Source organism: Desulfomicrobium norvegicum (assembly GCF_900114595.1).
Classification (GTDB): Bacteria; Desulfobacterota; Desulfovibrionia; order Desulfovibrionales; family Desulfomicrobiaceae; genus Desulfomicrobium; species Desulfomicrobium macestii.
On the sequence record NZ_FOTO01000002.1, the window covers coordinates 314,035 to 335,092 of the forward strand.

General features: G+C 56.2%; 19 protein-coding genes. 15 read left to right on the forward strand and 4 right to left on the reverse strand.

Features of this window, described 5'->3' with window-relative positions; all coding sequences use genetic code 11:
• The first annotated feature begins 65 nt into the window (after nt 1-65).
• Nucleotides 66-2,195: a DUF3536 domain-containing protein gene (locus tag BMZ24_RS05410; protein WP_092190062.1), complete on the forward strand. Its 2,130-nt coding sequence runs from the start codon at nt 66-68 to the stop codon at nt 2,193-2,195.
• Between the two features lie 147 nt (nt 2,196-2,342).
• Here BMZ24_RS05410 and trmFO read toward each other — a convergent pair whose 3' ends face one another.
• Complete coding sequence (gene trmFO / locus BMZ24_RS05415; protein ID WP_092190064.1) at nt 2,343-3,650, reverse strand: methylenetetrahydrofolate--tRNA-(uracil(54)-C(5))-methyltransferase (FADH(2)-oxidizing) TrmFO; 1,308 nt, start codon at nt 3,648-3,650, stop codon at nt 2,343-2,345.
• A 137-nt stretch (nt 3,651-3,787) separates the two neighbouring features.
• Nucleotides 3,788-6,499 (reverse strand): cation-transporting P-type ATPase, encoded by a 2,712-nt coding sequence (locus BMZ24_RS05420; RefSeq protein ID WP_092190066.1) that lies wholly within the window; start codon nt 6,497-6,499, stop codon nt 3,788-3,790.
• Nucleotides 6,500-6,873: 374 nt separating this feature from the next.
• On the opposite strand from BMZ24_RS05420, the gene BMZ24_RS05425 reads away from it, so the two are divergent.
• Nucleotides 6,874-7,581: a pseudouridine synthase gene (locus tag BMZ24_RS05425; RefSeq protein ID WP_208599804.1), complete on the forward strand. Its 708-nt coding sequence runs from the start codon at nt 6,874-6,876 to the stop codon at nt 7,579-7,581.
• A 24-nt stretch (nt 7,582-7,605) separates the two neighbouring features.
• On the opposite strand, the gene BMZ24_RS05430 is transcribed toward BMZ24_RS05425, so the two are convergent.
• Together BMZ24_RS05430 and BMZ24_RS05435 are read right to left on the reverse strand one after the other, a co-directional pair.
• Nucleotides 7,606-7,809 (reverse strand): hypothetical protein, encoded by a 204-nt coding sequence (locus tag BMZ24_RS05430; RefSeq protein ID WP_092190070.1) that lies wholly within the window; start codon nt 7,807-7,809, stop codon nt 7,606-7,608.
• Nucleotides 7,810-7,812: 3 nt separating this feature from the next.
• The gene (locus BMZ24_RS05435) at nt 7,813-8,859 is read right to left on the reverse strand and encodes a tetratricopeptide repeat protein (protein WP_161949043.1); all 1,047 of its coding nucleotides are present in this window, start codon (nt 8,857-8,859) and stop codon (nt 7,813-7,815) included.
• Between the two features lie 249 nt (nt 8,860-9,108).
• On the opposite strand from BMZ24_RS05435, the gene BMZ24_RS05440 reads away from it, so the two are divergent.
• The 13 genes from BMZ24_RS05440 (at nt 9,109) to BMZ24_RS05500 (ending at nt 21,054) form a co-directional block, all read left to right on the forward strand.
• Nucleotides 9,109-11,073, forward strand: coding sequence for a peptidase U32 family protein (locus BMZ24_RS05440; protein WP_092190075.1), 1,965 nt, complete (start codon nt 9,109-9,111; stop codon nt 11,071-11,073).
• A 251-nt stretch (nt 11,074-11,324) separates the two neighbouring features.
• Nucleotides 11,325-11,609, forward strand: a complete 285-nt coding sequence (locus BMZ24_RS05445; RefSeq protein ID WP_092190077.1) for a ComEA family DNA-binding protein — start codon at nt 11,325-11,327, stop codon at nt 11,607-11,609.
• A 109-nt stretch (nt 11,610-11,718) separates the two neighbouring features.
• Entirely contained in the window at nt 11,719-12,243 is a 525-nt protein-coding gene (locus BMZ24_RS05450; RefSeq protein ID WP_092190079.1) for a winged helix-turn-helix domain-containing protein, read from the forward strand.
• Between the two features lie 28 nt (nt 12,244-12,271).
• Nucleotides 12,272-12,589: a nucleotidyltransferase domain-containing protein gene (locus tag BMZ24_RS05455; protein WP_161949044.1), complete on the forward strand. Its 318-nt coding sequence runs from the start codon at nt 12,272-12,274 to the stop codon at nt 12,587-12,589.
• Nucleotides 12,590-12,705: 116 nt separating this feature from the next.
• The gene (locus BMZ24_RS05460; RefSeq protein ID WP_092190083.1) at nt 12,706-13,011 is read left to right on the forward strand and encodes a nucleotidyltransferase domain-containing protein; all 306 of its coding nucleotides are present in this window, start codon (nt 12,706-12,708) and stop codon (nt 13,009-13,011) included.
• On the forward strand, nt 13,008-13,484 hold the full coding sequence (locus BMZ24_RS05465; protein WP_244150286.1) for a hypothetical protein: 477 nt from the start codon (nt 13,008-13,010) through the stop codon (nt 13,482-13,484). Before BMZ24_RS05460 ends, BMZ24_RS05465 begins: the two co-directional genes overlap by 4 nt.
• A 443-nt stretch (nt 13,485-13,927) precedes the next feature.
• Complete coding sequence (locus tag BMZ24_RS05470; protein WP_092190085.1) at nt 13,928-15,265, forward strand: lipid II flippase MurJ; 1,338 nt, start codon at nt 13,928-13,930, stop codon at nt 15,263-15,265.
• A gap of 35 nt (nt 15,266-15,300) precedes the next feature.
• Nucleotides 15,301-15,993: a class I SAM-dependent methyltransferase gene (locus BMZ24_RS05475; RefSeq protein ID WP_161949045.1), complete on the forward strand. Its 693-nt coding sequence runs from the start codon at nt 15,301-15,303 to the stop codon at nt 15,991-15,993.
• 29 nt (nt 15,994-16,022) lie between these two features.
• Complete coding sequence (locus BMZ24_RS05480; protein WP_244150293.1) at nt 16,023-17,105, forward strand: glycosyltransferase family 4 protein; 1,083 nt, start codon at nt 16,023-16,025, stop codon at nt 17,103-17,105.
• The gene (locus tag BMZ24_RS05485) at nt 17,098-17,937 is read left to right on the forward strand and encodes a class I SAM-dependent methyltransferase (protein ID WP_208599805.1); all 840 of its coding nucleotides are present in this window, start codon (nt 17,098-17,100) and stop codon (nt 17,935-17,937) included. The genes BMZ24_RS05480 and BMZ24_RS05485 overlap by 8 nt, the downstream gene beginning before the upstream one ends.
• A 31-nt stretch (nt 17,938-17,968) precedes the next feature.
• A complete protein-coding gene (locus BMZ24_RS20465) occupies nt 17,969-19,066 on the forward strand; it encodes a glycosyltransferase family 4 protein (RefSeq protein ID WP_425266263.1) in 1,098 nt (365 codons plus the stop codon).
• A gap of 42 nt (nt 19,067-19,108) precedes the next feature.
• Nucleotides 19,109-20,233: a glycosyltransferase family 4 protein gene (locus tag BMZ24_RS05495; RefSeq protein ID WP_092190095.1), complete on the forward strand. Its 1,125-nt coding sequence runs from the start codon at nt 19,109-19,111 to the stop codon at nt 20,231-20,233.
• Nucleotides 20,230-21,054, forward strand: a complete 825-nt coding sequence (locus tag BMZ24_RS05500; RefSeq protein ID WP_092190097.1) for a hypothetical protein — start codon at nt 20,230-20,232, stop codon at nt 21,052-21,054. The genes BMZ24_RS05495 and BMZ24_RS05500 overlap by 4 nt, the downstream gene beginning before the upstream one ends.
• Nucleotides 21,055-21,058 lie beyond the last annotated feature (4 nt).

The window sequence follows — 21,058 nt, forward strand, 5'->3', positions numbered from 1 at the left end:
GCTTTGACGGCATCTTGGTTTTGTTTAAAGGTCTATATTCATCACTCGAATTTTACGGAGTTCCCATGTCCAAAGCGATCTGCATACACGGTCATTTTTACCAGCCGCCCCGTTTCGACCCCTGGCTTGAAGACGTGCTGCCGGAAGAAGGCGCCGCCCCGGAACACGACTGGAACGCACGGATCACCAAGGAAAGCTATGCTCCCCTGGCCTGGGCGCGGCGTCTCGACGGCACGGGCATGATCACCGAGCTTGTCAATTGCTATGCATGGATGAGCTTCAATTTCGGCCCCACCCTGCTGCGCTGGATGGAGCTTCATGCTCCCGAGACCTATACGCGCATTCTGGAGGGGGACAGGCAGAGCCTTGAGCGTCTGGGACACGGCAATGCCCTGGCTCAAGTGTACCATCACTCCATCATGCCCTTGGCGACGGAATTGGACAAGGACCTGGAAATAGCCTGGGCCGTCCAGGATTTCCGGACTCGCTTCGGCCGGGAGCCCGAGGGCATGTGGCTGGCCGAGACCGCCGTGGATCTTCCGACCCTTGAAGCCCTGGCCAAGGCCGGCATCCGCTTTACCATCCTGGCTCCTCGTCAGGCTCGGGCCATTCTCGGGGCAGACGGGGCATTTCATCCCGTGACCGAAGACAGCCTCGACACCACGCGGCCCTATCTGGTCAGGCTCCCACAAGGCAAGTCAATAAGCGTGTTTTTTTATGACGGGGCCGTCTCCAGGGCCGTGGCCTTCGAGCGCCTGCTCGGCAGCGGAGAAAATTTCTGGACCAGATTGTCCGGTTCCTTTTCCGAGGGTCTCGGCAACATCGCCACGGATGGAGAGTCTTACGGGCATCATTTCAAATTCGGCGAAATGGCGCTGGCCTATGTCATTCAGCAGGCCAGAGAGGGGCGCGACGAAGTCGGGCTGACCAACTACGGCGCCTACCTTGCGGCGCATCCGGCCATGGACGAGGTGCAGATCCATGAAAACACCTCCTGGAGTTGCGTGCACGGAGTGGAGCGCTGGAAAACGCACTGCGGGTGCTCTGACGGCAGCCACCCGGATTGGGTGCAGGATTGGCGCAGGCCGTTGCGGCGTTGTCTCAATTATTTGAAATATTATGCTGACGAGCATTTTTTCAAACGGGGTGGCGCATTTTTTCGCGACAGCGGCCTGGCCCTGCGGGAGTACGGCCTGGTTCTGGCCGGGAGCGAAGGTTTGGAAGCGTTTCTTGAGAGGCAATGCCTGCCCGGCCTTGAGCAGGCGCAGCGCACCGACGCCTGCCGGTTGCTGCTCATGCAGCGGCTGGCCCTGGCCGCTTTTTCCAGCTGCGCCTGGTTTTTTGATGACATTGCCCGGATCGAGCCGCTCAATGGCCTGACCTCCGCCAGGCGCGCCCTGGACCTGCTCGCGGCCACGGGCGGCCCGGATGTGGAAGCCGGGTTTGTGCGCGTGCTGGCCGAAGCCCAGTCGAACATGCGTGACGAATGGGACGGAGCGGTCCTGTGGGAAAAAATGGTCACGCCCAGGAGGCCGTCTTTAAAGGAGCTTGCCGCGTATCCGCGCCGTTTTCCGGCGGCAGGCGACCGGCCCGAGATGGCCTGGCCGGGCGTTCGGCTTGAGCTTGAACCCCTGGGACAGGGACACAGGCTGCGCTGCTTCTGGACCCGGACCCTCAAGGAGGAAACGGCCGTGCTGTCAGGGCCGGAAGAATTTTCGGCGCACTCCCGGCACAAGGCCGAGGTGGGCTTTCGCCTGGCCAGGGAGCATGAACGGGAACTTTTGCGGCAATCCTGCCTGCTCGCCCGTGAAATGGCGCCACTGCTGTCCGGTTTCGCGGAAGGGCAAAGCGTGTCCCAGGAGCTTTTGGCCATGCAGATTCCAGGGCTGGTCTGGAACTGGCTTTTTGAAGGAGTGGAGTTGCCGCGTGGCATGCAGGATTCTCTTGCGTCCTGGTTCGCGGTCAACACGGGCATCCGCAAACTGCTGGAACGCCTGATCGAGGAGCGTGGCACCGAGATGGCCCTGTCCCTGCCGGGCCAGGCCCACGCGCTGGTGGAGTTGATCACCCGCTCACGCCATCTGGGGCTGTCCATTTATTGGTGGGAGGTCCAGAACAAGGTCATGGCCGTGCCGAACAGGGGCGTGCACGTGGAGCTGTGCATGCTGCTGGGGCTGTCTGTTCCGGAGGTCTAGAAACGGTCCTGTTTCACGCAACGAAGGCATGGTTCTCCGCCTGTGCGGGGGTAGGGGCGAAAAATTTTTCGCCCCTACGGCATGGGTGTTCATCCACCTGAAAGGGGTGCAGGGGACGTGTCCCCTGCCCGCCGGAGGCATCTTTTCCTATTCTCCTTCTCCGTCCATCCACCTTTTCCAGACGTCCCGCGCACGCTGCGCGTAGAGCTCCTTGCGCTTTTTCTTTGGGGCCTTGCGGTTCAGGGCGGGCATGAGGCCGAAGTGGACGTTGGAAGGCTGGAAGTGTTTGGCCGGGGTGCGCAGATGGCCGAGCAGCGCGCCCATGGCCGTCTCCACCGGGGGGAGATCCCGCTTGCCCGCCAGAAAAAGTCCCAGCCACAGGCCTGTTGCGGCCGACTCCAAATATCCCTCTACGCCGCTGATCTGACCGGCCAGATATGTGCCCGGCCGGGCCCGCAGTTCAAGGGTGGGGGTCAGGACTTCCGGGGCCAGCACGTAGGTGTTGCGGTGGATGCTGCCCATGCGCAGGAATTCGGCGTGCGCGAGGCCGGGAATCGTGGCGAAGATGCGTTTTTGTTCGCCGTATTTGAGCTTGGTCTGGAATCCGACCATGTTCATGGCCGTCTTTTCCCGGTTCTCGGCGCGCAGCTGCACCACTGCATGGGGTTGCCCGCCGGTGCGCGGATCTATGAGGCCCACGGGTTTCAGGGGGCCAAAAGCCAGGGTCATTTCCCCGCGTTCGGCCATGACCTCGATGGGCAGGCAGCCCTCGAAGTGAATCTCCTTTTCGAACTCCCTCGGGGCGACCTTTTCTCCGGCCACCAGCGCACGCACGAAGGCCAGGTATTCTTCCTCGTTCATGGGGCAGTTCAGGTAATCCTTGTCCTCGGGGGCGTAGCGCGAGGCCCAGAAGGCCACGTTCATGTCCACCGACTCCGTGAACACTATGGGCGCGATGGCGTCGTAAAAGGCCAGTGAATCCTGTCCGACGATGCGTGCCAGGTCCGAGGACAGGGCGTCGCTGGCCAGGGGACCGGCGGTGACGATCAGGGCGGCGTACCCCTGCCCGTCAAGTTCGGCCAGGCTGGTGATTTCGCGGCGCATAAGGGTGATGCGCGGGTGCGCTTCGATGCGTCTGGTCATTTCACGGGAGAAGAGCTCCCTGTCCACGGCCAGCGCCTTTCCGGCGGGCACTTCAACCCCTTTGGCCACATCCATGACCAGGCTGCCAAGCTCCGCCATTTCAAGTTTCAAAAGGCCGATGCCGGTTTCAGGCTCCGCCGAGCGAAAGGAGTTGGAGCAGACCAGTTCGGCCAGGCCCTCGCTCTGATGGGCGGGGGAGAAGCGCTGGGGCTTCATCTCGTAAAGGACAACGTCGCATCCGGCCTGGGCCAGCTGCCATGCGGCTTCGCATCCGGCCAGTCCGGCCCCGACGATTGCGTAGGTAGTGCTCATCTCTTGTTCCCGTGATGGTGGTGAAAGGCGGACTTGTGGCCCATGGTCGCGCCGTGGTCAACCGTTATGAATGATGCCCGATTCGTTTTTACGCGGATCGGGCATCAGGGAAAAAAGGGGAGGCGGGCCTCCCCGGTCTATGCTCTGACGGCCTTTGCCGGACGGTTGCGGAGCCATTTTTCGATCTCGATGACGATGAAGGCCAGGATCGAGACTCCGATGATCTTGAGCCAGGGCAGGAGGCCGATGGGCGCGCTGCCGAACAGGACGTTCATGAACGGGACGTAGGTGAAGGCGAGCTGCAGGATCACCATGATTCCGAATCCGGCGACCACCCACGGGTTTGTCCACAGGCCCAGGGCAAAGGGGGAGCGGGTGAAGGAGCGGCTGTTGAAGAGGTAGAAGGCTTCGACCATGACGAAGACATTGACGGCCACGGTGCGGGCCTGTTCCTGCACGCCGGTGGTCTGCAGTTCCCACTCGTAGAGGCCGAAGGCGGCAATGAGGAGCAAGCCGCCTACAAGCATGATGCGGATGTACAGCTCCGAGTCCAGGATGGGCATGCGCGGATCGCGCGGGTCGCGGTCCATGATGCCCGGTTCCTTGGGCTCGAAGGCGAGCATGAGGCCAAGGCATCCCGCTGTGGTCATGTTGATCCACAGGATCTGCACAGGCAGGATGGGCAGGGCCACCCCCAGCAGGACGGCGGCGAGAATGACCAGGCCTTCGCCAACGTTTGTCGGCAGGGTCCAGACGATGAATTTGAGCAGGTTGTCATACACGCCCCGGCCTTCTTCCACGGCCGCCTCGATGGTGGCGAAGTTGTCGTCGGTCAGGATCATGTCCGAGGCTTCCTTGGCCGCCTCGGTGCCGCCTCTGCCCATGGCCACGCCGATGTCGGCCTGTTTCAGGGCCGGTGCGTCGTTGACGCCGTCGCCGGTCATGGCCACGACTTCGCCGCGATTCTGCAGCGCCATGACCAGGCGCAGCTTCTGATCCGGGGCGACACGGGCGAAGACGGAGGTGTCCGCGGCCTTGGCGATCAGCTCTTCATCGGACATGAGGGCCATTTCAGAGCCGCTCATGACCTGGCAGGTCGGCTGCCCGGGGCACGTCTGTATGCCAAGACCGAGCTGTACGCCGATGGCCGCCGCCGTGACCGCATGATCGCCGGTGATCATCTTCACGTTGACTCCGGCGCGGTGGAAGGCCTGCACGGCCCTGATGGCCTCGGGACGCGGCGGGTCGATCATGGCCGTGAGACCGAGGAAGATAAGGTCGGAAGCGACATCGCCATGATCAAGCGAGGATGCGTCCTTGGGCAGTTCCCTGCAGCCCATGGCCAGGACGCGCATGCCGCCGAGACCGAGGCGTTCGACCTCGGCACGGATTGCTGCGTGATCAAGCGGGGCAAGGCTTCCGTCGGGCAGAAGCTCCATGGTCGCGCGATCGAGCATGGCTTCGACCGAGCCCTTGAAGAAAGCCAGACGGGGGGTGTCCGCGCCCTGGTCGTGCAGGGTGCCCATGTATTGGTGTTCGGATTCGAAGGGTAGGGTGTCGAGCCGTGGCAGCCCTTTGGATTCAGCCTCAAGGTCGAGGCCGCCCTTGCCGGCGGCCACGATGAGCGCCGCCTCGGTGGGGTCGCCGATGACCTTTTCACCGCCTTCCAGATATTCGATGCGGGTGTCGTTGCACAGAAGTCCGGCCAGCAGGGTCGTGCGCAGGGCCTGATCCGTGTCGCTGAACCCTTCGATGGAACCCTCGGGCTTGTAGCCTGTCCCGCTGACCTCGTGGCTGGCGCGGCCCGCGAAGATGGCGGTGACCGTCATCTGGTTTTCGGTCAGGGTGCCGGTCTTGTCCGAGCAGATGACCGAGGCTCCGCCAAGGGTTTCCACGGCGGGGAGCTTGCGGATGATAGCGCCTCGCGAGGCCATGCGCGAGACGCCCATGGCCAGGATGACGGTCACGGCGGCCGGCAGCCCTTCGGGGATGGCGCCAACGGCCAGGGCCACGGCGGCCATGAACATGTCGGCGGCTTTTTCGCCGCGCAGGACGCCCGCCGCGAAGGTCAGGGCCGCCAGGCCCAGGATGGCCCAGAGCAGGATGTGGCTGAAGCTTGTGATCTTGCGGGTCAGGGGCGTGGCCAGTTCGTCGGCCTCGGAGACCATGGTCGAGATGCGGCCGATTTCAGTGCAGTCGCCGGTGCTCACGACCACGCCCGTGGCCTGGCCGTAGGTGATCAGGGTGGATGCGTAGGCCATGTTGCGGCGGTCGCCAAGGACGGCGTCCTGGGGCAGAAGGTCCGCGGATTTGCCCACGGGCACGGATTCGCCGGTCAGGGCCGACTCGTCCACGCGCAGATCCTTGATGGCGACGAGGCGCAGGTCGGCCGGAACCTTGTCGCCCGAGCGCAGAATCACGATGTCTCCGGGGACCAGCTCGGAAGCCGCCACGCGGCGTGTGGAGCCCGAACGGATGACCACCGCCTCTGTGATCATGGAATTGGCAAGCGCTTCAAGCGCTCCGGCCGCCTTGGCTTCCTGGATGTAGCCCACGATGGCATTGACCAAGACTACGCCGATAATGACCCCCGAATCCACCACCTCCCCAAGGGCCGCGGTGATTATTCCGGCCGCGATAAGGATGTAGACCAGGGGCTGGTGAAACTGGAGCAGAAAGCGTTCAAGCTTGGTTTTGCCCCGGCGCGCGGTCAGGGAGTTGGGGCCGAATTCGTCCGTCCGCCACTTGACCTGCAGGGTGTCCAGGCCCTTGTCCGGCTCGACTTGGAATACTTCCAGCACTTCCTTTGCAGGCAGGTGGTGCCAGACTTTTCCGCTAAAGCAATCCATATGAACGCTCCTCGTGTTGGTGATGGGGAAGGCGCAATGCAGCCGCGTTGGTTTGAGAAAATCAACTGTTTACTGAGTAGAGCACATAATGGCAAACTTCAAGAAGTGAAGGACAATTGCGCGTCTTGCGGTGGCGCGGGGATTGGTCTGTTCGGGGGAAGCGATCGCGCCCTTATCTTCGGCAGGGCATTGCACGGACAACATGCGGAGGCACTCATGGGGATTGGAAATTGGCAGCTGCCGCGAGATCCGCGGTCATGTCCACGCAGGCCAAAGAGCCTTGGCCCGGCCGTGGCGAAATCCTGCCGCCGTCATGATGGGTGCTGCCCCGGGCAATGCATTGGTAATGAAGAGAAAGAGAAATGGTGATCGGCGTGCCGGATTTTGAAGTGATCGCACAGGAGCCCGGATTTTTTGTCGTGCACAAAGACCCGGGGCTTGATTTTCATGATTGCGACGGCCGTCCCGGGCTGTGCACTCTGGTCCGGGATCGGTTGGGCCGGAGGGTTTTTCCGGTGCATCGTCTGGACAAGGCCACCTCCGGGTTGCTGCTTCTGGCCGAGAGCCGGGAGTGGGCTGGGGTCCTGGCCGGGCTGTTTCGGGAACGCGCCGTGAGCAAATACTACGTCGCCCTTTCGGACATGGCCCCGCACAAAAAGCAGGGGCTCATTCAGGGCGACATGGTCCGTTCGCGCCGGGGCAGCTGGATGTTGGCCCGGACCATGGAGCGTCCGGCAAGGACGCGGTTTCTGAGCTGGTCCGTGCGGCCGGGCCTGCGCCTCTTCGTCCTGAAACCCATGACCGGGCGCACGCATCAGCTGCGCGTGGCCATGAAGAGTCTGGGCGCGCCTGTCCTGGGCGACGTCCTCTATCATCCCATTGTCCCGGAGTGGCCGGATCGCATGTATCTGCACGCCCACACCCTGCGTTTTTCCCTGGACGGAAAGGATTATGCCTACGCCTGCCCGCCCAAAAGCGGAGCCATGTTTCTGGAGGATGCGACCAGGAGCGCCCTTGAGGCCCTGGGGCCGCTCGACGCCCTTGCGTGGCCAAGGAGCGCGGGAAGTTCTTCGAGGATGTAGCTTTTGTGTTTGCTGGAGACGCGGTCAGGCATCGAGCAGGTTGTTGCCCTTGACGCGCATGCGGGCGTTCAGGGCGTCGATGCGTTCCTGCAGGCGTGCGCGCCGGTGTTCGTTCTTTTCACCATAGTAGGAGCGCAGCAGAAAGTTGCGGCAATGAAACAGGGTGTGCGACTCCTGATCGATATCGACCAGTTTTCCGCAAATGGCGCAGGTGCTGAATTTGGCCATGGATCACATCCCCTTGGGCGGTTGAAAGGGGGCGTTTGAATTGTCTTCCCAGGATATGCCGGTCAGCAGACGGTACATCTTGAGCGCTTCGATATGTTCCGGAGACAGACCCAGGGCGAGTTTGATGCATTCCAGCGCGTTTTCCGGCTGGGCATCGCAAAAATAGGCTTTGGCCATGTTGTAGTGAATGTTCTCATCCTTGGGGCTAAGCTGGACGGCCTGAAAATAAGCCTGGATGGCTTCCTTGTACTGTTTTTCCTGACGCAGTCTGATGCCCAGCGTATTGTATGGATTGGGCGCGTTGATGTCGTATTTGACGATTTCGACGAATATTTTTTTGACCTTGGCAAAGTTGTTGAGCTTTGCATATTCTTCGGCCGCTTTTTGCAGGTAATGACGATAGCGGTCGGTGTCGTTCTTGCCCAGATAGGCTTGGGCCAGTCCTTCGTAAGCCTTGATGAAGGTCTGGTTGCGGGCCAGCGACTGGTTGAAGGCCTGGATGGCGTCGGACCACTTCTTGTCCACCAGAAACTGGCAGCCTCGGAAGAAGAGGCGACTGGCCTGTTCGTCCTCCTGGTTGACGACGAGGGTCAGGTCGCCGATGGCGTCCTCGTATCGGCCCTGGACGATGAGCGTCTCGGCCTGCTCCACGGTTTCGCGATCGCTGTCCTGGGTTTGCACCATCTTTCTGGACTGGGCCATATGCTTTTCCAGGGCCGACAGGTTGTAGGGGCGCAAAACCAGTCCCGAACATCCGGCCGAGATGACGCCAAGCACGAACTCCTCGGCCCGCTCCGCCGAAATGACCAGAATGTGGAGATATTCCGCCTGCCGGACTTCGCGCAGGGCGCTGACGAACTCGGCGATGGTCAGGTCCTCGACTTCCGTGTCGACGATGATGATCCGGGCCGGATTGAACTTGATGAATTCCACCGCCGCCTTGCCCGAGGAAAATCGCGCGCAGTTGCTGTATCCGAGCTTGGCAAGGTGATCCCTGGTTTCCTGGAAAAGGGAGTCTTGGCTTGTGGCCACGAAAACGAGATCCGTCATTCCCATGTGCTTAGATGTCCTGTTTTCCTACGTGTTCTTAGGTGGTGCTGGGCAATTGTCTTACGCGTTTAGTGCGTAGTTCACAAGCATTCGGCTGCTCCCGCCGCGTATTGGTCCTTGACATCCCCCCTGCCCGTTACGCTACCCGGAATAAGTTCGCCTGCCTTTTGATCAATTTTCATACGCAGCAGCGCCGCTGGCCTCCCGCCCGCGGACATCAACTTTCGGCCCAGGGCCGTTGGTCTTCCCATGGAAATCAAGAAAAAAATCGAAATTCTCGCCCCGGCCGGTGATATTGACAGCTTTTTGGCCGCCATCGCCGCCGGCGCCGACGCCATTTATTGTGGGCTTAAAAATTTTTCCGCGCGCATGGAGGCGGAGAATTTTTCCCTGACCGAGCTCGCGGCCCTGACCGAGCTTGCCCATGCCAAGGGCATTCGCGTGCATGTGGCCATGAACAACCTGCTCAAGACTCCCGAGCTGGACCAGGCCGGCCGTCTCATTCACCGGCTGCAAACCCAAGTCGGACCGGACGCGCTGATCGTGCAGGATCTCGGACTGCCCGCGCTGGCCCGGCAGGCCGGGTTCAAGGGCGAGCTGCATCTCTCCACCCTGGCCAACGGCGGAACCATCGCCGGACTGCCGCAGATCCTTGCGCTGGGCGTGGACCGGCTGGTGCTGCCCCGGGAGCTGTCCATCGACGAGATCAAGGCCGTCGCCGCCCGTTGCCCCGACGAGCTGGGCCTTGAGGTGTTTGTGCATGGCGCGCTGTGCTATGCCGTCTCGGGCAGGTGCTACTGGTCGAGTTATCTGGGCGGCAAAAGCGGTCTTCGCGGCCGTTGCGTGCAGCCTTGCCGCCGTCAGTATCAGCAGAAGAGCCAGAAGACCTCGTTCTTTTCCTGCGACGATCTGTCCCTGGACGTGCTGGTGCGTCCTTTGAGCGGGGTGGACAAGGCCTGTTCCTGGAAGATCGAGGGACGCAAGAAGGGGCCTCATTACGTGTATTACACGGTCACGGCCTATCGCATGCTGCGTGACGCCGGGGACGATCCGGCCCAGCGCAAGGCGGCCCTGGGGCTTTTGGAAATGGCGTTGGGGCGGCCGTCCTCGCACTATAATTTTCTTGGGCATCGGCCCAGCAACCCCATCGCCGACCGGGAGCAGACGGCTTCCGGGCACATGGTCGGCAAGGTCCAGGGCGGGTTCAAGGCCGCCTATGTCTCCCCGCGCGAACCGCTCAAAAGCGGCGATCTGCTGCGCATCGGCTACGAGGATCAGGCCGGGCACCAGACCGTGAAAATCCGGCGCGACATCCCCAAAGGTGGCCGCCTCGAGCTGGCCAAGGGGCAGGGGCGACCCGCTCCCCAGGGCGCTCCGGTCTTTTTGGTGGACCGACGCGAGCGGGAGCTGCAAGCCTTGATCGCGGACCTGAAAAAAGATCTGGCTTTTGACCGGCCAACCAAGGAGTCGACCTTTTCTCCGACCCTGCCGCGCTGCGTCCGGCGCAAGGGCAAGCCGCGCGAGATGGACGTTTGGCGCAGCCTGCCAGCGCGGCTCGGCAATCAGAGCGAGCAGGCCGTATGGCTCACCCCCGGGGTGGAGCGGAACATCTCCCGCAATATTTTCGGTCGCATCTGGTGGTGGCTGCCACCCGTGATCTGGCCCGCGGAAGAAAAGGCCTGGACCGAGTGCCTGGACAACATGACCCGCCTTGGTGCCCGGCAGTTCGTGCTGAACGCGCCCTGGCAGATGGGGCTTTTCGGCAAGCCCGAGCGCCAGACCTTCTGGGCCGGGCCCATGTGCAACACGGCCAACCCGCTGGCTCTGGCGGAGCTTTCCCGCATGGGCTTTGCAGGGGCCTTTGTCAGCCCGGAACTGGATCGCCAGGGATTTTTGGAATTGCCGGCCCTGTCGCCCTTGCCGCTGGGCATTCTGGTCAAGGGCATCCATCCGTTGTGCGTCTCGCGCATCCGTTCGGAAAATCTGCGCGAACGCGAACCGTTCCAGAGTCCCAAGGGAGAGCAGTTCTGGTCAAGAACCTACGGCAACCTGGTCTGGACCTTCCCCAACTGGGAGCTGGACCTGAGCGAAAAATGGACGGAACTGGAAAAGGCCGGATACGCCCTTTTGGCGCGTCTGCACGAGCCGGTGCCCGAGAAGGTCTCGATCAAGGAGCGCCAAGGGCTCTGGAACTGGGATTTGAAAATGCTGTAGTCATTTTTGCATGTTCGATACGGAGCAGGTCTGATTTGTCAGGCCTGCTTTTTTTATGCTTTTACGCATTTGCGTTTCATATAAAATGGTATGTATTTGACAAGAGCGTTCTTTGTTTTTCGTACGAATGGTAGCGTCGTGTATGTACTTATGTCCATGATGTTCATTTTTTTCGTACATTGATAAATCAATATTGTGGAGTAGCGAGAATTTATGCATTGATCCTCCGAAATTCACAAGGAGGTTATTTGATGAAGAAATTGTTGCAAGTGATGATCTGCGTTTTGCTGCTGGGCTTTTTTGCCGCCCCGGGCTTTGCGCAGGACCTGGTCAACATCAACACAGCGACCGTGCAGGAGCTCACGAGCCTGCCCGGGATCGGACCGGTGACCGCCGCCAAGATCGTTGAGTACCGGGAAGCCCATCCGTTCGCCACGGTGGAGGAGATTCAGGAAGTGAAGGGCATTGGCCCGGCCAAGTACGAGACCATCAAGGATCGTGTCACCGTAGGCCAAAAGAAGGAGACAAAAGAGTAGTTCGGCTGGTTTTCATCCTCGCTGAAGCGGCTCCCCTCAAATTGCGGGGAGTCGCTTTTTTGTCACCTGCTTTCTTGCATATCGTTCAAAATGGCTGTACGAAAAGCCCATGCTTTCTGAACTATTTTCCTCGAAAACACGCATTCAATTGCTGCTCAAGCTTTTCCTAAACCCTGACGTGTCCTGCTATCTCAGGGAGTTGGCAACGGAATTCGCCGTCTCCCCCAATGCCGTCAAGGAAGAACTCGATAGCCTGACCGAAGCCGGCTATCTGGAAAAAAACAAACAGGGCCGCTCCCTTTTTTTTCGCGCCAACACCAAGCACCCCATTTTTCCCGAACTGCACTCCATCGTCAAAAAGAGCCTCGGCATCGACCGGGTGGTCGAAGACGTCCGCCGGGACCTTGGCGACGTGCACGCGGTCTACATCCTGGACGACTACGCCCTGGGCAAGGACTCCGGGCTCATCGACCTTTTGATCGTCGGCGAGGTCAAGGCGGACAGGCTGGGCGAGTATGTGCGCCTGACCGAAGGCAAGATCCGAAGAAAGCTGAGGGTGATGGTCATCGGCGTGGATGAATTCGAGGGTTCGAAGAAGACTTTTTTGGGGCGGCCGCATTGGAAGGTGGTGTGAGGGTCGGTTGTCTCGGGGAGATGAAAGCATGGATTCTCAAAAAGCTTTCGTGATTCAGGATGTCAGGAAGTACATCGCCGTTCTTCGTGAAAACGGAATTTCTGTGGACAAGGCATTTCTTTTCGGCTCTTGGGCCAGAGGCACTGCAAGGGAAGAAAGCGACGTGGATGTGGCTTTGGTTTCGCCATTTTTTACAGGCGATCGATTCATGGACCGACGTAAAATTGTTCCGCTTCGCAGAAAGATTAATAATAATATTGAGCCAATTCCATTCAGCCCCGAGGATTTTGCCGCTGGGGGCACGCTTGTGGAAGAGATCCGACTGCATGGAGAGGAAATTGTGTAGTATTCCCAGGAATATTTTGAATATTTGACGAATATAAGTATGTTCCATGGAAGACGTTAGATGATTATGGTGGCCCTTCGGGTGGCCAGGCAGTGGTTCTGATGTGAGGAGGGAGTATGCGTATTACAGAAACAGAGCGTCGGGTTCTTTGCGACGCGGCGCGAGAGGCTTTCGGAGCAGACTCCACGGTTTTTCTTTTCGGATCTCGCATAGATGATTCTCGGCGGGGTGGTGATATCGACCTGCTGGTGGAGACCGACAAGACAGGGCAAACTGAAATTTTCGAAGCTCAACTCCGTTTTTTGGCCAAGGTCAAGCTGGCCCTTGGGGAACAAAAAATAGACGTGCTTGTGGATTACCCGGATCGCAAGAGTCGTCCTGAAATTTTACGCATCGCAAAAGCTTCTGGAGTGCAGTTATGATTTCGACAAACATTGAGATCAATGAATTACGTTTTCATGACGCGTGGCAGGAATGCTGCACACATCTGATTCACGCTAGGCATGCCCTCAAGTCACTGACGGTACATTTGCCACTGGACGGGCAGAAGTTGGCGCTCCTCGACCTGGAGTCCATTCAAGACGTCGACCAGCTTGTGCTGCGATACTCAAAGCTGCAAGATAGCATGGGCAGCAAGCTTTTTCCTGCTCTGCTTAAAGTTCTGATGGAGCCGCTGGAAGACAGCCCCATGCTGGATAAGCTCAACAGACTGGAAAAAATGGGGATTCTTCCCAGTGTTCAGCGTTGGCAGGAGCTTCGGGAAATTCGCAACAAATTCGCGCATGATTATCCTGAAGGCGACGACATGAAGGCTATGGTTTTGAACGCGGCATGTTCCGGCATTGAAGAACTGGCAGAGGTCTTGGATAGCGTGGGTAAGGCCGGGGGAATATGAGTTGTTTCAATTGGTTCATATCTTATTCGAAAAAATGGGAAGAAAGTCTTTACCGGAAAGGTTCCGGCCGGTGGTTTCAGATATAAATGAGTGTAAATGGATTTCTACGAAGAGTATGCAAAGAGTAGAGACTCGCTCATCAGAATTTGAACAAAATCAGCCTGACCTTAGACGGCCTGTTCCTATCGCATAAATATGATCTTTCGCTTTTCCATCACAACGACAATGGGAGCAGCTTGATCACGTAGGGCGGGTAGGAAAAACTTTTTTCCCATGCAAGGGCAACGGGCGGAATGAAAAAGAGGTGCATTTTTAGGCCTAACTTGTTGAAGTTGGGGATGAGAACTTAATATTGTCAAGGAAATGCTTGGCGCCGTGCGCCCATGTGAAAAAAGCTTGCCCCCGAAAGCTCCCTCCTTTGATGCGCAGTGGTAAGGATTGTTATGGCCTTGTTGCCGAATGGCTTTCGTGACCGATTCCGTTTTATAAGCATCGAAAATAAAGCCATTTTGCGGGGAATGAGCCGAGTGGCTGTGTTTTTATTGCTCGCCAAGTTGATTGCGGCTGGCAAGGAGATGCTTGTTGCGTATTGCTATGGTACAAGCGCCGTGGTGGACGGTTATCTGTTTGCGTTCAATCTGATCATGTGGCCTGGAAGTGTCTTTTTCAGTGTCGTAAGTTTCGTGCTTATTCCGTATCTCGTTAGTATGCGTGCCGGGCAGAATGATCAAGAAGCTCACTTTCGAAGTGAACTTCTGTTTGCGACGATTATTATTGGTGTTGTAGCGAGTGTCATTACGGGTGTCATTCTATTCGGATTCGTTGCAAGTGGTTTCGCGGGTTTAAGCGCGCTAGGCAAGCAAGCAGCGTTGGCTTCCATTCCTTGGCTTGCACCTACTGTAGGATTTAGCTGCTTAATTGGTCTGTATTCCTCTTGGTTGATGAGCGAACAGCGCCATGCCAATACTTTTCTGGAAGCGATGCCTGCACTGTGTATCATTCTGGCGCTTTTGAGTATGATATTTTTTGATTTTTCTTTGGGCCATAGTACGTTGCCGCTGGTAGCTGGGACGCTAGGAGGCGTTGTGGTGCAATTTTTTTGGCTGGCTCATTTGAGTAGGTGCGGTTTTAATGCTGCGATGCCAAATTTTGCCTGTACTCATTGGCGTGGCTTACGACATGTGTTTGGCGTGATGCTTCTGGCTCAAATCGTTATGACAATTAGTGGGCTAGTTGATCAATTTTTTGCAGTGCGTATGGGTGAAGGAGTGCTTGCTGCTTATATATATGCCCAACGAATTATGGCATTAGTTCTTGGGTTCAGTGCGGTGGTAATTGGTCGCGCCTTACTGCCTGTACTTTCTGGAGTAGCGGATGCGCGGGTGAGTTGGCAAATCGCCAAGCGTTGGGCATGGTTATTTGGAGCGGTTGGTGTTGGCGGAGTTGGGGTTCTTGCGTTGTTGGCGAAGCCTGTCGTAAAAATACTGTTTGAACGGGGGGCGTTCACTGCGTCAGATACAGTTGTAGTTTCCGAAGTGCTAGTTGTTCTTGGGGTGCAGTTGCCATTCTATCTTTCTGGTATCGTGCTGGTTCAGTGGTTGGGCGCTGTAAAACAACAAAATTGCATTTTTATGGCGGCTAGCGTTGGCTTTGTTGTTAAGCTAGGAAGTGCGTTAATGTTGTATGATTTTAAGGGAGTTGGTTTGGCTTGGTCGACTGTTGCGATGTATTTTGCGACGGCTGTATCTTTGATTTTTACTACTTATATGAATAAAAAATAGAGTTTTTTTGTTCGTATAAGGCTACTGGTGATATTGTGGAACAAAGAAAAATATGGGATCATTTTCAAACAGATCATTTTGCGAAAAATTTATTTGCAGGAGCGTTTCCGCGCTATAAAGCTATATCGAGAGAGGTCGCATCAGGAGATCGTGTACTCAATATTGGTGTCGGATATGGTGGACTTGAAGAAATGTTGTTAAGCATGCAAGGAGTAATTGTCTATTCGCTAGATCCAAGCGATGGAGCGATTGCTTTATTGCGTGAAGCACATTGTATAGGTGATCGAGCAGTGGTTGGATTTAGTCAAGATATACCATGGAGCCACAGTTTTTTTGATGTTGTCGTGATGTCCGAGGTGCTTGAGCATCTTGATGTGGATGATTACAGAAAAACTTTGTACGAAGTTTTCCGAGTATTGCGACCTGGTGGGAAATTCGTTTTTACAGTGCCCGCAGAGGAAAATATTCAAGAAAATTTTGTGGTCTGTCCATGCTGCGGCGTAAAATTTCATCGCTGGGGGCACGTTCAGTCGTTTACTGACCATAGGATCCGGTCAGATATTTTGCCACTATTTAACTTTATGCATTTGTTGCGGAGAAATTTTTCTGACTGGCGGTTGCTAAATTGGAAAGGCAAAGCACTTTGGTTGATGAAGCGATTTCTGAGGGCGGCAGGAGTTAAGGGGGCCGGAGAAACTTTTTTTGTTGTTGCCCAAAAACCTTTATGAAAATTTGTTTTCTTATACATTCTCTATGTATGGGGGGGGCAGAGCGTGTCACCTCTAACCTCGCGAATTACTGGGCTGTGAAAGGTTGGCAAGTTATGGTGGCGACGCTCGCGACTGCCGAGAACGATTTTTATGCGTTGCATCCGGCCGTTGAGCGTGTCTCGCTTGGTACCGCAAGGGGAAGCCGAAATTGGATGTCAGCCGTTGTGAACAATGCGAGGTCAATCCGAGAGATAAGAAAATTGTTGAAGAGATGGCGTCCAGATGTCGCTGTAGGCATGATGACCACTGCGAATGTTCTACTTGCGTTGGCGGGGCGGGGAATGCCGGTGCTCTGTGTTGGGTCGGAACGTACTCATCCGCCGGTGAGGCCCTTGGGTGTGGGGTGGGAGCGTTTGCGTGCATTTGCCTACGGGCGCCTTGATGCAGTTGTGGCACTTGCTGGTTCGAGTTCCGATTGGCTACACCAATATACAAATGTAAAACGTGTCAAAGTAATTGCAAATCCTGTTTTGTGGCCTTTGCCACCGACGGCACCGATACGCGATTGTGGCGAGTGGCTTCATTCCGGACGTCACGTATTGCTCGCCGTGGGGCGACTGGTGGATGAAAAGGGGTTTGATCTGCTTCTTCAAGCGTTTTCGCGAATTGCTCTCGATCTGGCCGATTGGGATTTACTGATCGTTGGCGAAGGGCCAGAGCGGGCCAGTTTGGAAACTCAAGTTCGGTATTTAGGTTTGTGTGATCGAGTGAAGTTGCCGGGACAAGTTGGCAACATTAGTGATTGGTATGCTGCAGCTGATATTTATGCGATGAGTAGCAGGTTTGAGGGCTTCCCTAATACCTTGATAGAAGCAATGTCGTGCGGTTTGCCTGCGGTCAGTTTTGATTGTCTTACCGGACCACGGGACATAATACGAGATGAGATTGATGGCGTGCTTGTGCCACATATGGACGTTGCTACGTTTGCACAGGAGCTCGCGCGTCTAATGCGAGATGAAGGGTTACGTGCGAAAATGGCACGCCGGGCGGTGGATGCACGGGAACGGTTTGCGCTGGATCGGATTGCAGGCATGTGGGAAAAACTTTTTGGAGAATTATCTTGTGAATAATTTTGAAACGCAAGTACAGCAAGGGGAGCGATTTGAATTTGGAGCAAATTGGAAACGCTTCCTGTTTATTTTAAATGAAGAGCGCATCCTTGAGGCAGAACGTTCGCTAAAAACTATGCTTGAAGTCGATAATCTTCACGGAAAGAAGTTTCTTGATGTCGGTTCGGGAAGTGGCCTGTTCAGTTTGGCTGCACGTCGTCTGGGTGCGCAAGTTCACTCTTTTGACTACGATCCCCAGTCGGTGGCTTGTACAAAAGAATTAAAGCGTCGTTATTTTCCAGGCGATGCTGCATGGCTGATTGAGGAAGCTTCGGTGTTAGATAGCGAATATCTTAGTCGACTAGGCCAATACGATGTGGTTTATTCTTGGGGGGTGCTGCACCATACTGGGGCAATGTGGGAAGCTTTGGCTAGTATTGCCCCTCTGGTTTGTAATGGAGGGACTTTGTTTGTTTCAATTTATAATGATCAAGGAAGCCCAACAAAGCGTTGGAAAATTCTCAAACGCTTGTACAACAGATATCCATGGATGCGGAAACCGCTAGCGACTTACACACTTCTTCGTCAATGGACGCTGACGGTTTTTAAAGATTCGATGGGTGGAAATCCTTTGAAATCTTGGCAGAACTATAAAAGATCGCGTGGTATGTCTGCATGGCATGATGTTGTGGATTGGATCGGAGGATATCCGTTTGAAGTTGCCAAGCCAGAAGAGGTGTTTCATTTCTTTCGAGATTTGGGATTTACATTGCGGCGATTAAAGACCTGTGCCGGTGGACTTGGCTGTAACGAATTTGTCTTCAGGAAGCTTAAGTTAGTTGTTAATAATTAATAAGAAAAGCATTCTTTTTCTGGTCAGTTCCATGGAAGGCGGTGGTGCCGAACGTGTGGCTGCGCTCCTTAGCAACCATTGGGCCGAACAAGGTCACAAAGTGACATTAATGCCCACCTTCTCGGGTAGGGGGGAGTGTTTCTATCCATTGGATAGCCGGGTGCGCCTGGATTATCTTGCGGACCAAGTGAGGAGCCGTAGCAGGTCGTGGTTCAATAAGATGCGTCGGTTCATAGTTCTTCGGCGTATGATTCAAGAGTCAAGGCCGGATGTGATTGTTTCCTTTCTTCCTCATGTGAACGTGGCCGCGCTGCTTGTCTCTTGGGGGCTACGGATACCAGTTGTGGTTTCGGAGCGGACCTATCCGCCAGCGATGCCGTTGGGCAGCGGCCTGGAGTTGCTGAGAAAGGTAACCTATTCCCGAGCGACTAGGGTCGTGGTTCAGACGCAACGGGCGCTCCAGTGGCTTAAGGGCTACGGTCCTCGAGTTCGCGGCAGCGTGATCCATAATCCAATGGTTTATCCGTTGCCATGTATCGAGCCTGTCGTGGAATCAGGTTCAGTGGTGCCCAGTACGAGGCATGTGGCGCTTGCCGTAGGTCGGCTTGGAGAAGAGAAAGGTTTTAAGCAAATCCTCGCCGCATTCAGCGCGTTGGCCTCGCGGTACCCTGATTGGGATCTCATAATTTTAGGTGAAGGCTCTGAACGAGAGGCTTTGGAACAGCAGCGGGGTCGTCTCGGGCTGAAGAATCGGGTGCATTTGCCTGGACGTGTGGGCAACCTTGGTGACTGGTATGCTCGGGCCGATCTTTATGTGATGAGCTCTCGGTTCGAAGGCTTCCCCAATACCCTGCTGGAGGCGATGGCGTATGGACTGCCTGCGGTCAGTTTTGATTGCGAAACAGGGCCTTCCGATATCATCCGGGATGGGGTTGACGGCTATTTGGTGTCCACGGACGAAGGTGCGACGGGACTAGCCAAGGCCATGAACACGCTGATGCAAGATGAGAAAATGCGTAAGCGCATGGGTGAGGAAGCAATTGCTGTGAGAGAGCGGTTCTCCGCTCGGCGGATCATGGCCGAGTGGGATGAGGTGCTTGGCCTTCAAAAGGTGGGTGCAGATGCTTGAAATGATTTTTTTTCTTTCATCACCCCATCATTTCGAAATTCTATGAAAATTTTGCACGTTTCGACTGGGCTTTCAACCGGAGGTGCGGAGCGCGCACTGTATAACCTGTTGGCCGGTGGCTTGGCGAATCGGTCTGATGCTGCCGTGGTGTCGTTGCGAGATGAGGGAACCATAGGGCCACTTGTCGCAGCGCTTGGTATCCCTGTTTACTCCATGAACATGGCATCCTTTATCTCGGGGGCGCGCGTGATTGCTGGATTGCGCCGTATTGTCCGATCGTTTGAGCCAGACTTGATCCAGGGCTGGATGTACCACGGTAATCTGGCCGCAAGTGCAGCTGCGTGGATGAATCAGAATCGTACTGCTGTGGCCTGGAACATTCGGCAATGCTTGTATGACATGAAGGTTGAAAAGCCTCTAACCCGCCAAGTGATCCGCGCTAACCGTTGTCTTTCTCGTCAAGCGGATGCGGTGATCTACAATAGTTGCCTGGCCAAGGCGCAGCATGAATCCTTCGGGCTTGCGGCCGATAGGAGCCAGGTTATCTCCAACGGATTCGATTTGGAGCGCTTCCGGCCGGATCCTGAAACCCGAATGGCTGTCCGGAGGGAGTTCAACACGCCAAAAGATGCTCTTGTCATCGGTCATGTTGCTCGTTTCCATCCAATGAAGGATCACGCGTCTTTTTTACGGGCGGCAGTGACGGTGGCTCGTCAGGTGTCAAACATTCATTTCCTTCTCGCGGGCCGCGAGGTGTCTTTGCAAAATCCGACTCTGGCCAACATTGTACCGCTGGAGTTAATGGAGCGATTCATTTTCACGGGTGAGCGCATGGATGTTCATCGACTCATGCAGGCGATGGACATTTTTTGTCTGAGTTCTTGGTCAGAGGCGTTCCCTAACGTACTCGGCGAGGCGATGGCCTGCGGTGCTCCGTGTGTTGCAACTGATGTGGGTGATTGTCGGGATATTGTTGGGGGTACGGGTATTTTGGTGCCACCTTCGGATAGTGTTGCGCTTGCCGAAGGGCTCTTGGCAATGTCGATGATGTCGACTGCGGACCGGGCGGCATTAGGTCTTGCAGCGCGCATGCGTATTGAAGAACGGTATGCGATTCAGGCGGTTGTCGAGCAGTACGTCGAACTTTACCAAAAGATGACCGAATGAAAAGAATCCTGGGCTGTACTTTGGCTGTGTGTGGATGGTTAATTTTTGCGGTGGCCGTAATCGGACATTTTTCATCGTTGGGGGACTACCCCAGCGTGGCAGCACGTGGATGGGAAAAATTTGATAGATCGCTCGTCAGTGAGTGCAGGAGTTGGACTGCTCTTCAGCGTGAGGCGCGGCGTCGTGTTGTTTCCATGAATGCGCAGGGGGACGCGGAGGAGGTGATGCTCACGCTTTTCGGGTTGGTAACCGAACGGTTTACCCACCATGCCGCGCGACACACATTTCTGAGCAATTGGTTGCTGGTAACGTTCGGCGCCGTTCATCCTGGGTTTGCGCACATTCGAAGTCCGGAAATCATGGTGCAACGCGGACACGCGCTGTTATGTGATCAATCGTCGTATTTGCTCCTGAGGTTGGCGTTGGAGAATGGAATCTGGGCGCGCCATGTTGGATTGGATGGGCATGTGGTAATGGAGGCGTGGTACGACGATGACTGGCATATGTACGACCCGGACCTGGAGATTATGCCGCGAAATCTCGGCGGAGATGTCCTAAGCGTTGAGGAACTGGCGCGTACCCCGGATTTACTTCAAAAATATTATGGCAATTTTGCGTCGATGGTGGACATTGTCGGGTCAAGGAAAAACAATACCTACATGTCATACCCGGCTGCAGCTTGGTTCGAGTGGAAAAGCAACGTCTTGTATTGGTTCGAGAAGTTGGCCGAGTGCCTGAAATTCGCATTGCCGCTTTTGGTGGGATGTGTTGGCGTATGGTTGCTCTTTCACTCAGCGCCGATATCCCGGCGGGGAGAGTGATTAT

What these genes read in the sequence shown, in the direction of transcription:
- BMZ24_RS05410 (WP_092190062.1), top strand. Translation starts at nt 66, where the DNA reads ATGTCCAAAGCGATCTGCATACACGGTCATTTTTACCAGCCGCCCCGT.
- trmFO (WP_092190064.1), bottom strand. Translation starts at nt 3,650, where the DNA reads ATGAGCACTACCTACGCAATCGTCGGGGCCGGACTGGCCGGATGCGAA.
- BMZ24_RS05420 (WP_092190066.1), bottom strand. Translation starts at nt 6,499, where the DNA reads ATGGATTGCTTTAGCGGAAAAGTCTGGCACCACCTGCCTGCAAAGGAA.
- BMZ24_RS05430 (WP_092190070.1), bottom strand. Translation starts at nt 7,809, where the DNA reads ATGGCCAAATTCAGCACCTGCGCCATTTGCGGAAAACTGGTCGATATC.
- BMZ24_RS05435 (WP_161949043.1), bottom strand. Translation starts at nt 8,859, where the DNA reads ATGACGGATCTCGTTTTCGTGGCCACAAGCCAAGACTCCCTTTTCCAG.
- BMZ24_RS05440 (WP_092190075.1), top strand. Translation starts at nt 9,109, where the DNA reads ATGGAAATCAAGAAAAAAATCGAAATTCTCGCCCCGGCCGGTGATATT.
- BMZ24_RS05445 (WP_092190077.1), top strand. Translation starts at nt 11,325, where the DNA reads ATGAAGAAATTGTTGCAAGTGATGATCTGCGTTTTGCTGCTGGGCTTT.
- BMZ24_RS05450 (WP_092190079.1), top strand. Translation starts at nt 11,719, where the DNA reads ATGCTTTCTGAACTATTTTCCTCGAAAACACGCATTCAATTGCTGCTC.
- BMZ24_RS05455 (WP_161949044.1), top strand. Translation starts at nt 12,272, where the DNA reads ATGGATTCTCAAAAAGCTTTCGTGATTCAGGATGTCAGGAAGTACATC.
- BMZ24_RS05460 (WP_092190083.1), top strand. Translation starts at nt 12,706, where the DNA reads ATGCGTATTACAGAAACAGAGCGTCGGGTTCTTTGCGACGCGGCGCGA.
- BMZ24_RS05465 (WP_244150286.1), top strand. Translation starts at nt 13,008, where the DNA reads ATGATTTCGACAAACATTGAGATCAATGAATTACGTTTTCATGACGCG.
- BMZ24_RS05470 (WP_092190085.1), top strand. Translation starts at nt 13,928, where the DNA reads ATGGCCTTGTTGCCGAATGGCTTTCGTGACCGATTCCGTTTTATAAGC.
- BMZ24_RS05480 (WP_244150293.1), top strand. Translation starts at nt 16,023, where the DNA reads ATGGGGGGGGCAGAGCGTGTCACCTCTAACCTCGCGAATTACTGGGCT.
- BMZ24_RS20465 (WP_425266263.1), top strand. Translation starts at nt 17,969, where the DNA reads ATGGAAGGCGGTGGTGCCGAACGTGTGGCTGCGCTCCTTAGCAACCAT.
- BMZ24_RS05495 (WP_092190095.1), top strand. Translation starts at nt 19,109, where the DNA reads ATGAAAATTTTGCACGTTTCGACTGGGCTTTCAACCGGAGGTGCGGAG.
- BMZ24_RS05500 (WP_092190097.1), top strand. Translation starts at nt 20,230, where the DNA reads ATGAAAAGAATCCTGGGCTGTACTTTGGCTGTGTGTGGATGGTTAATT.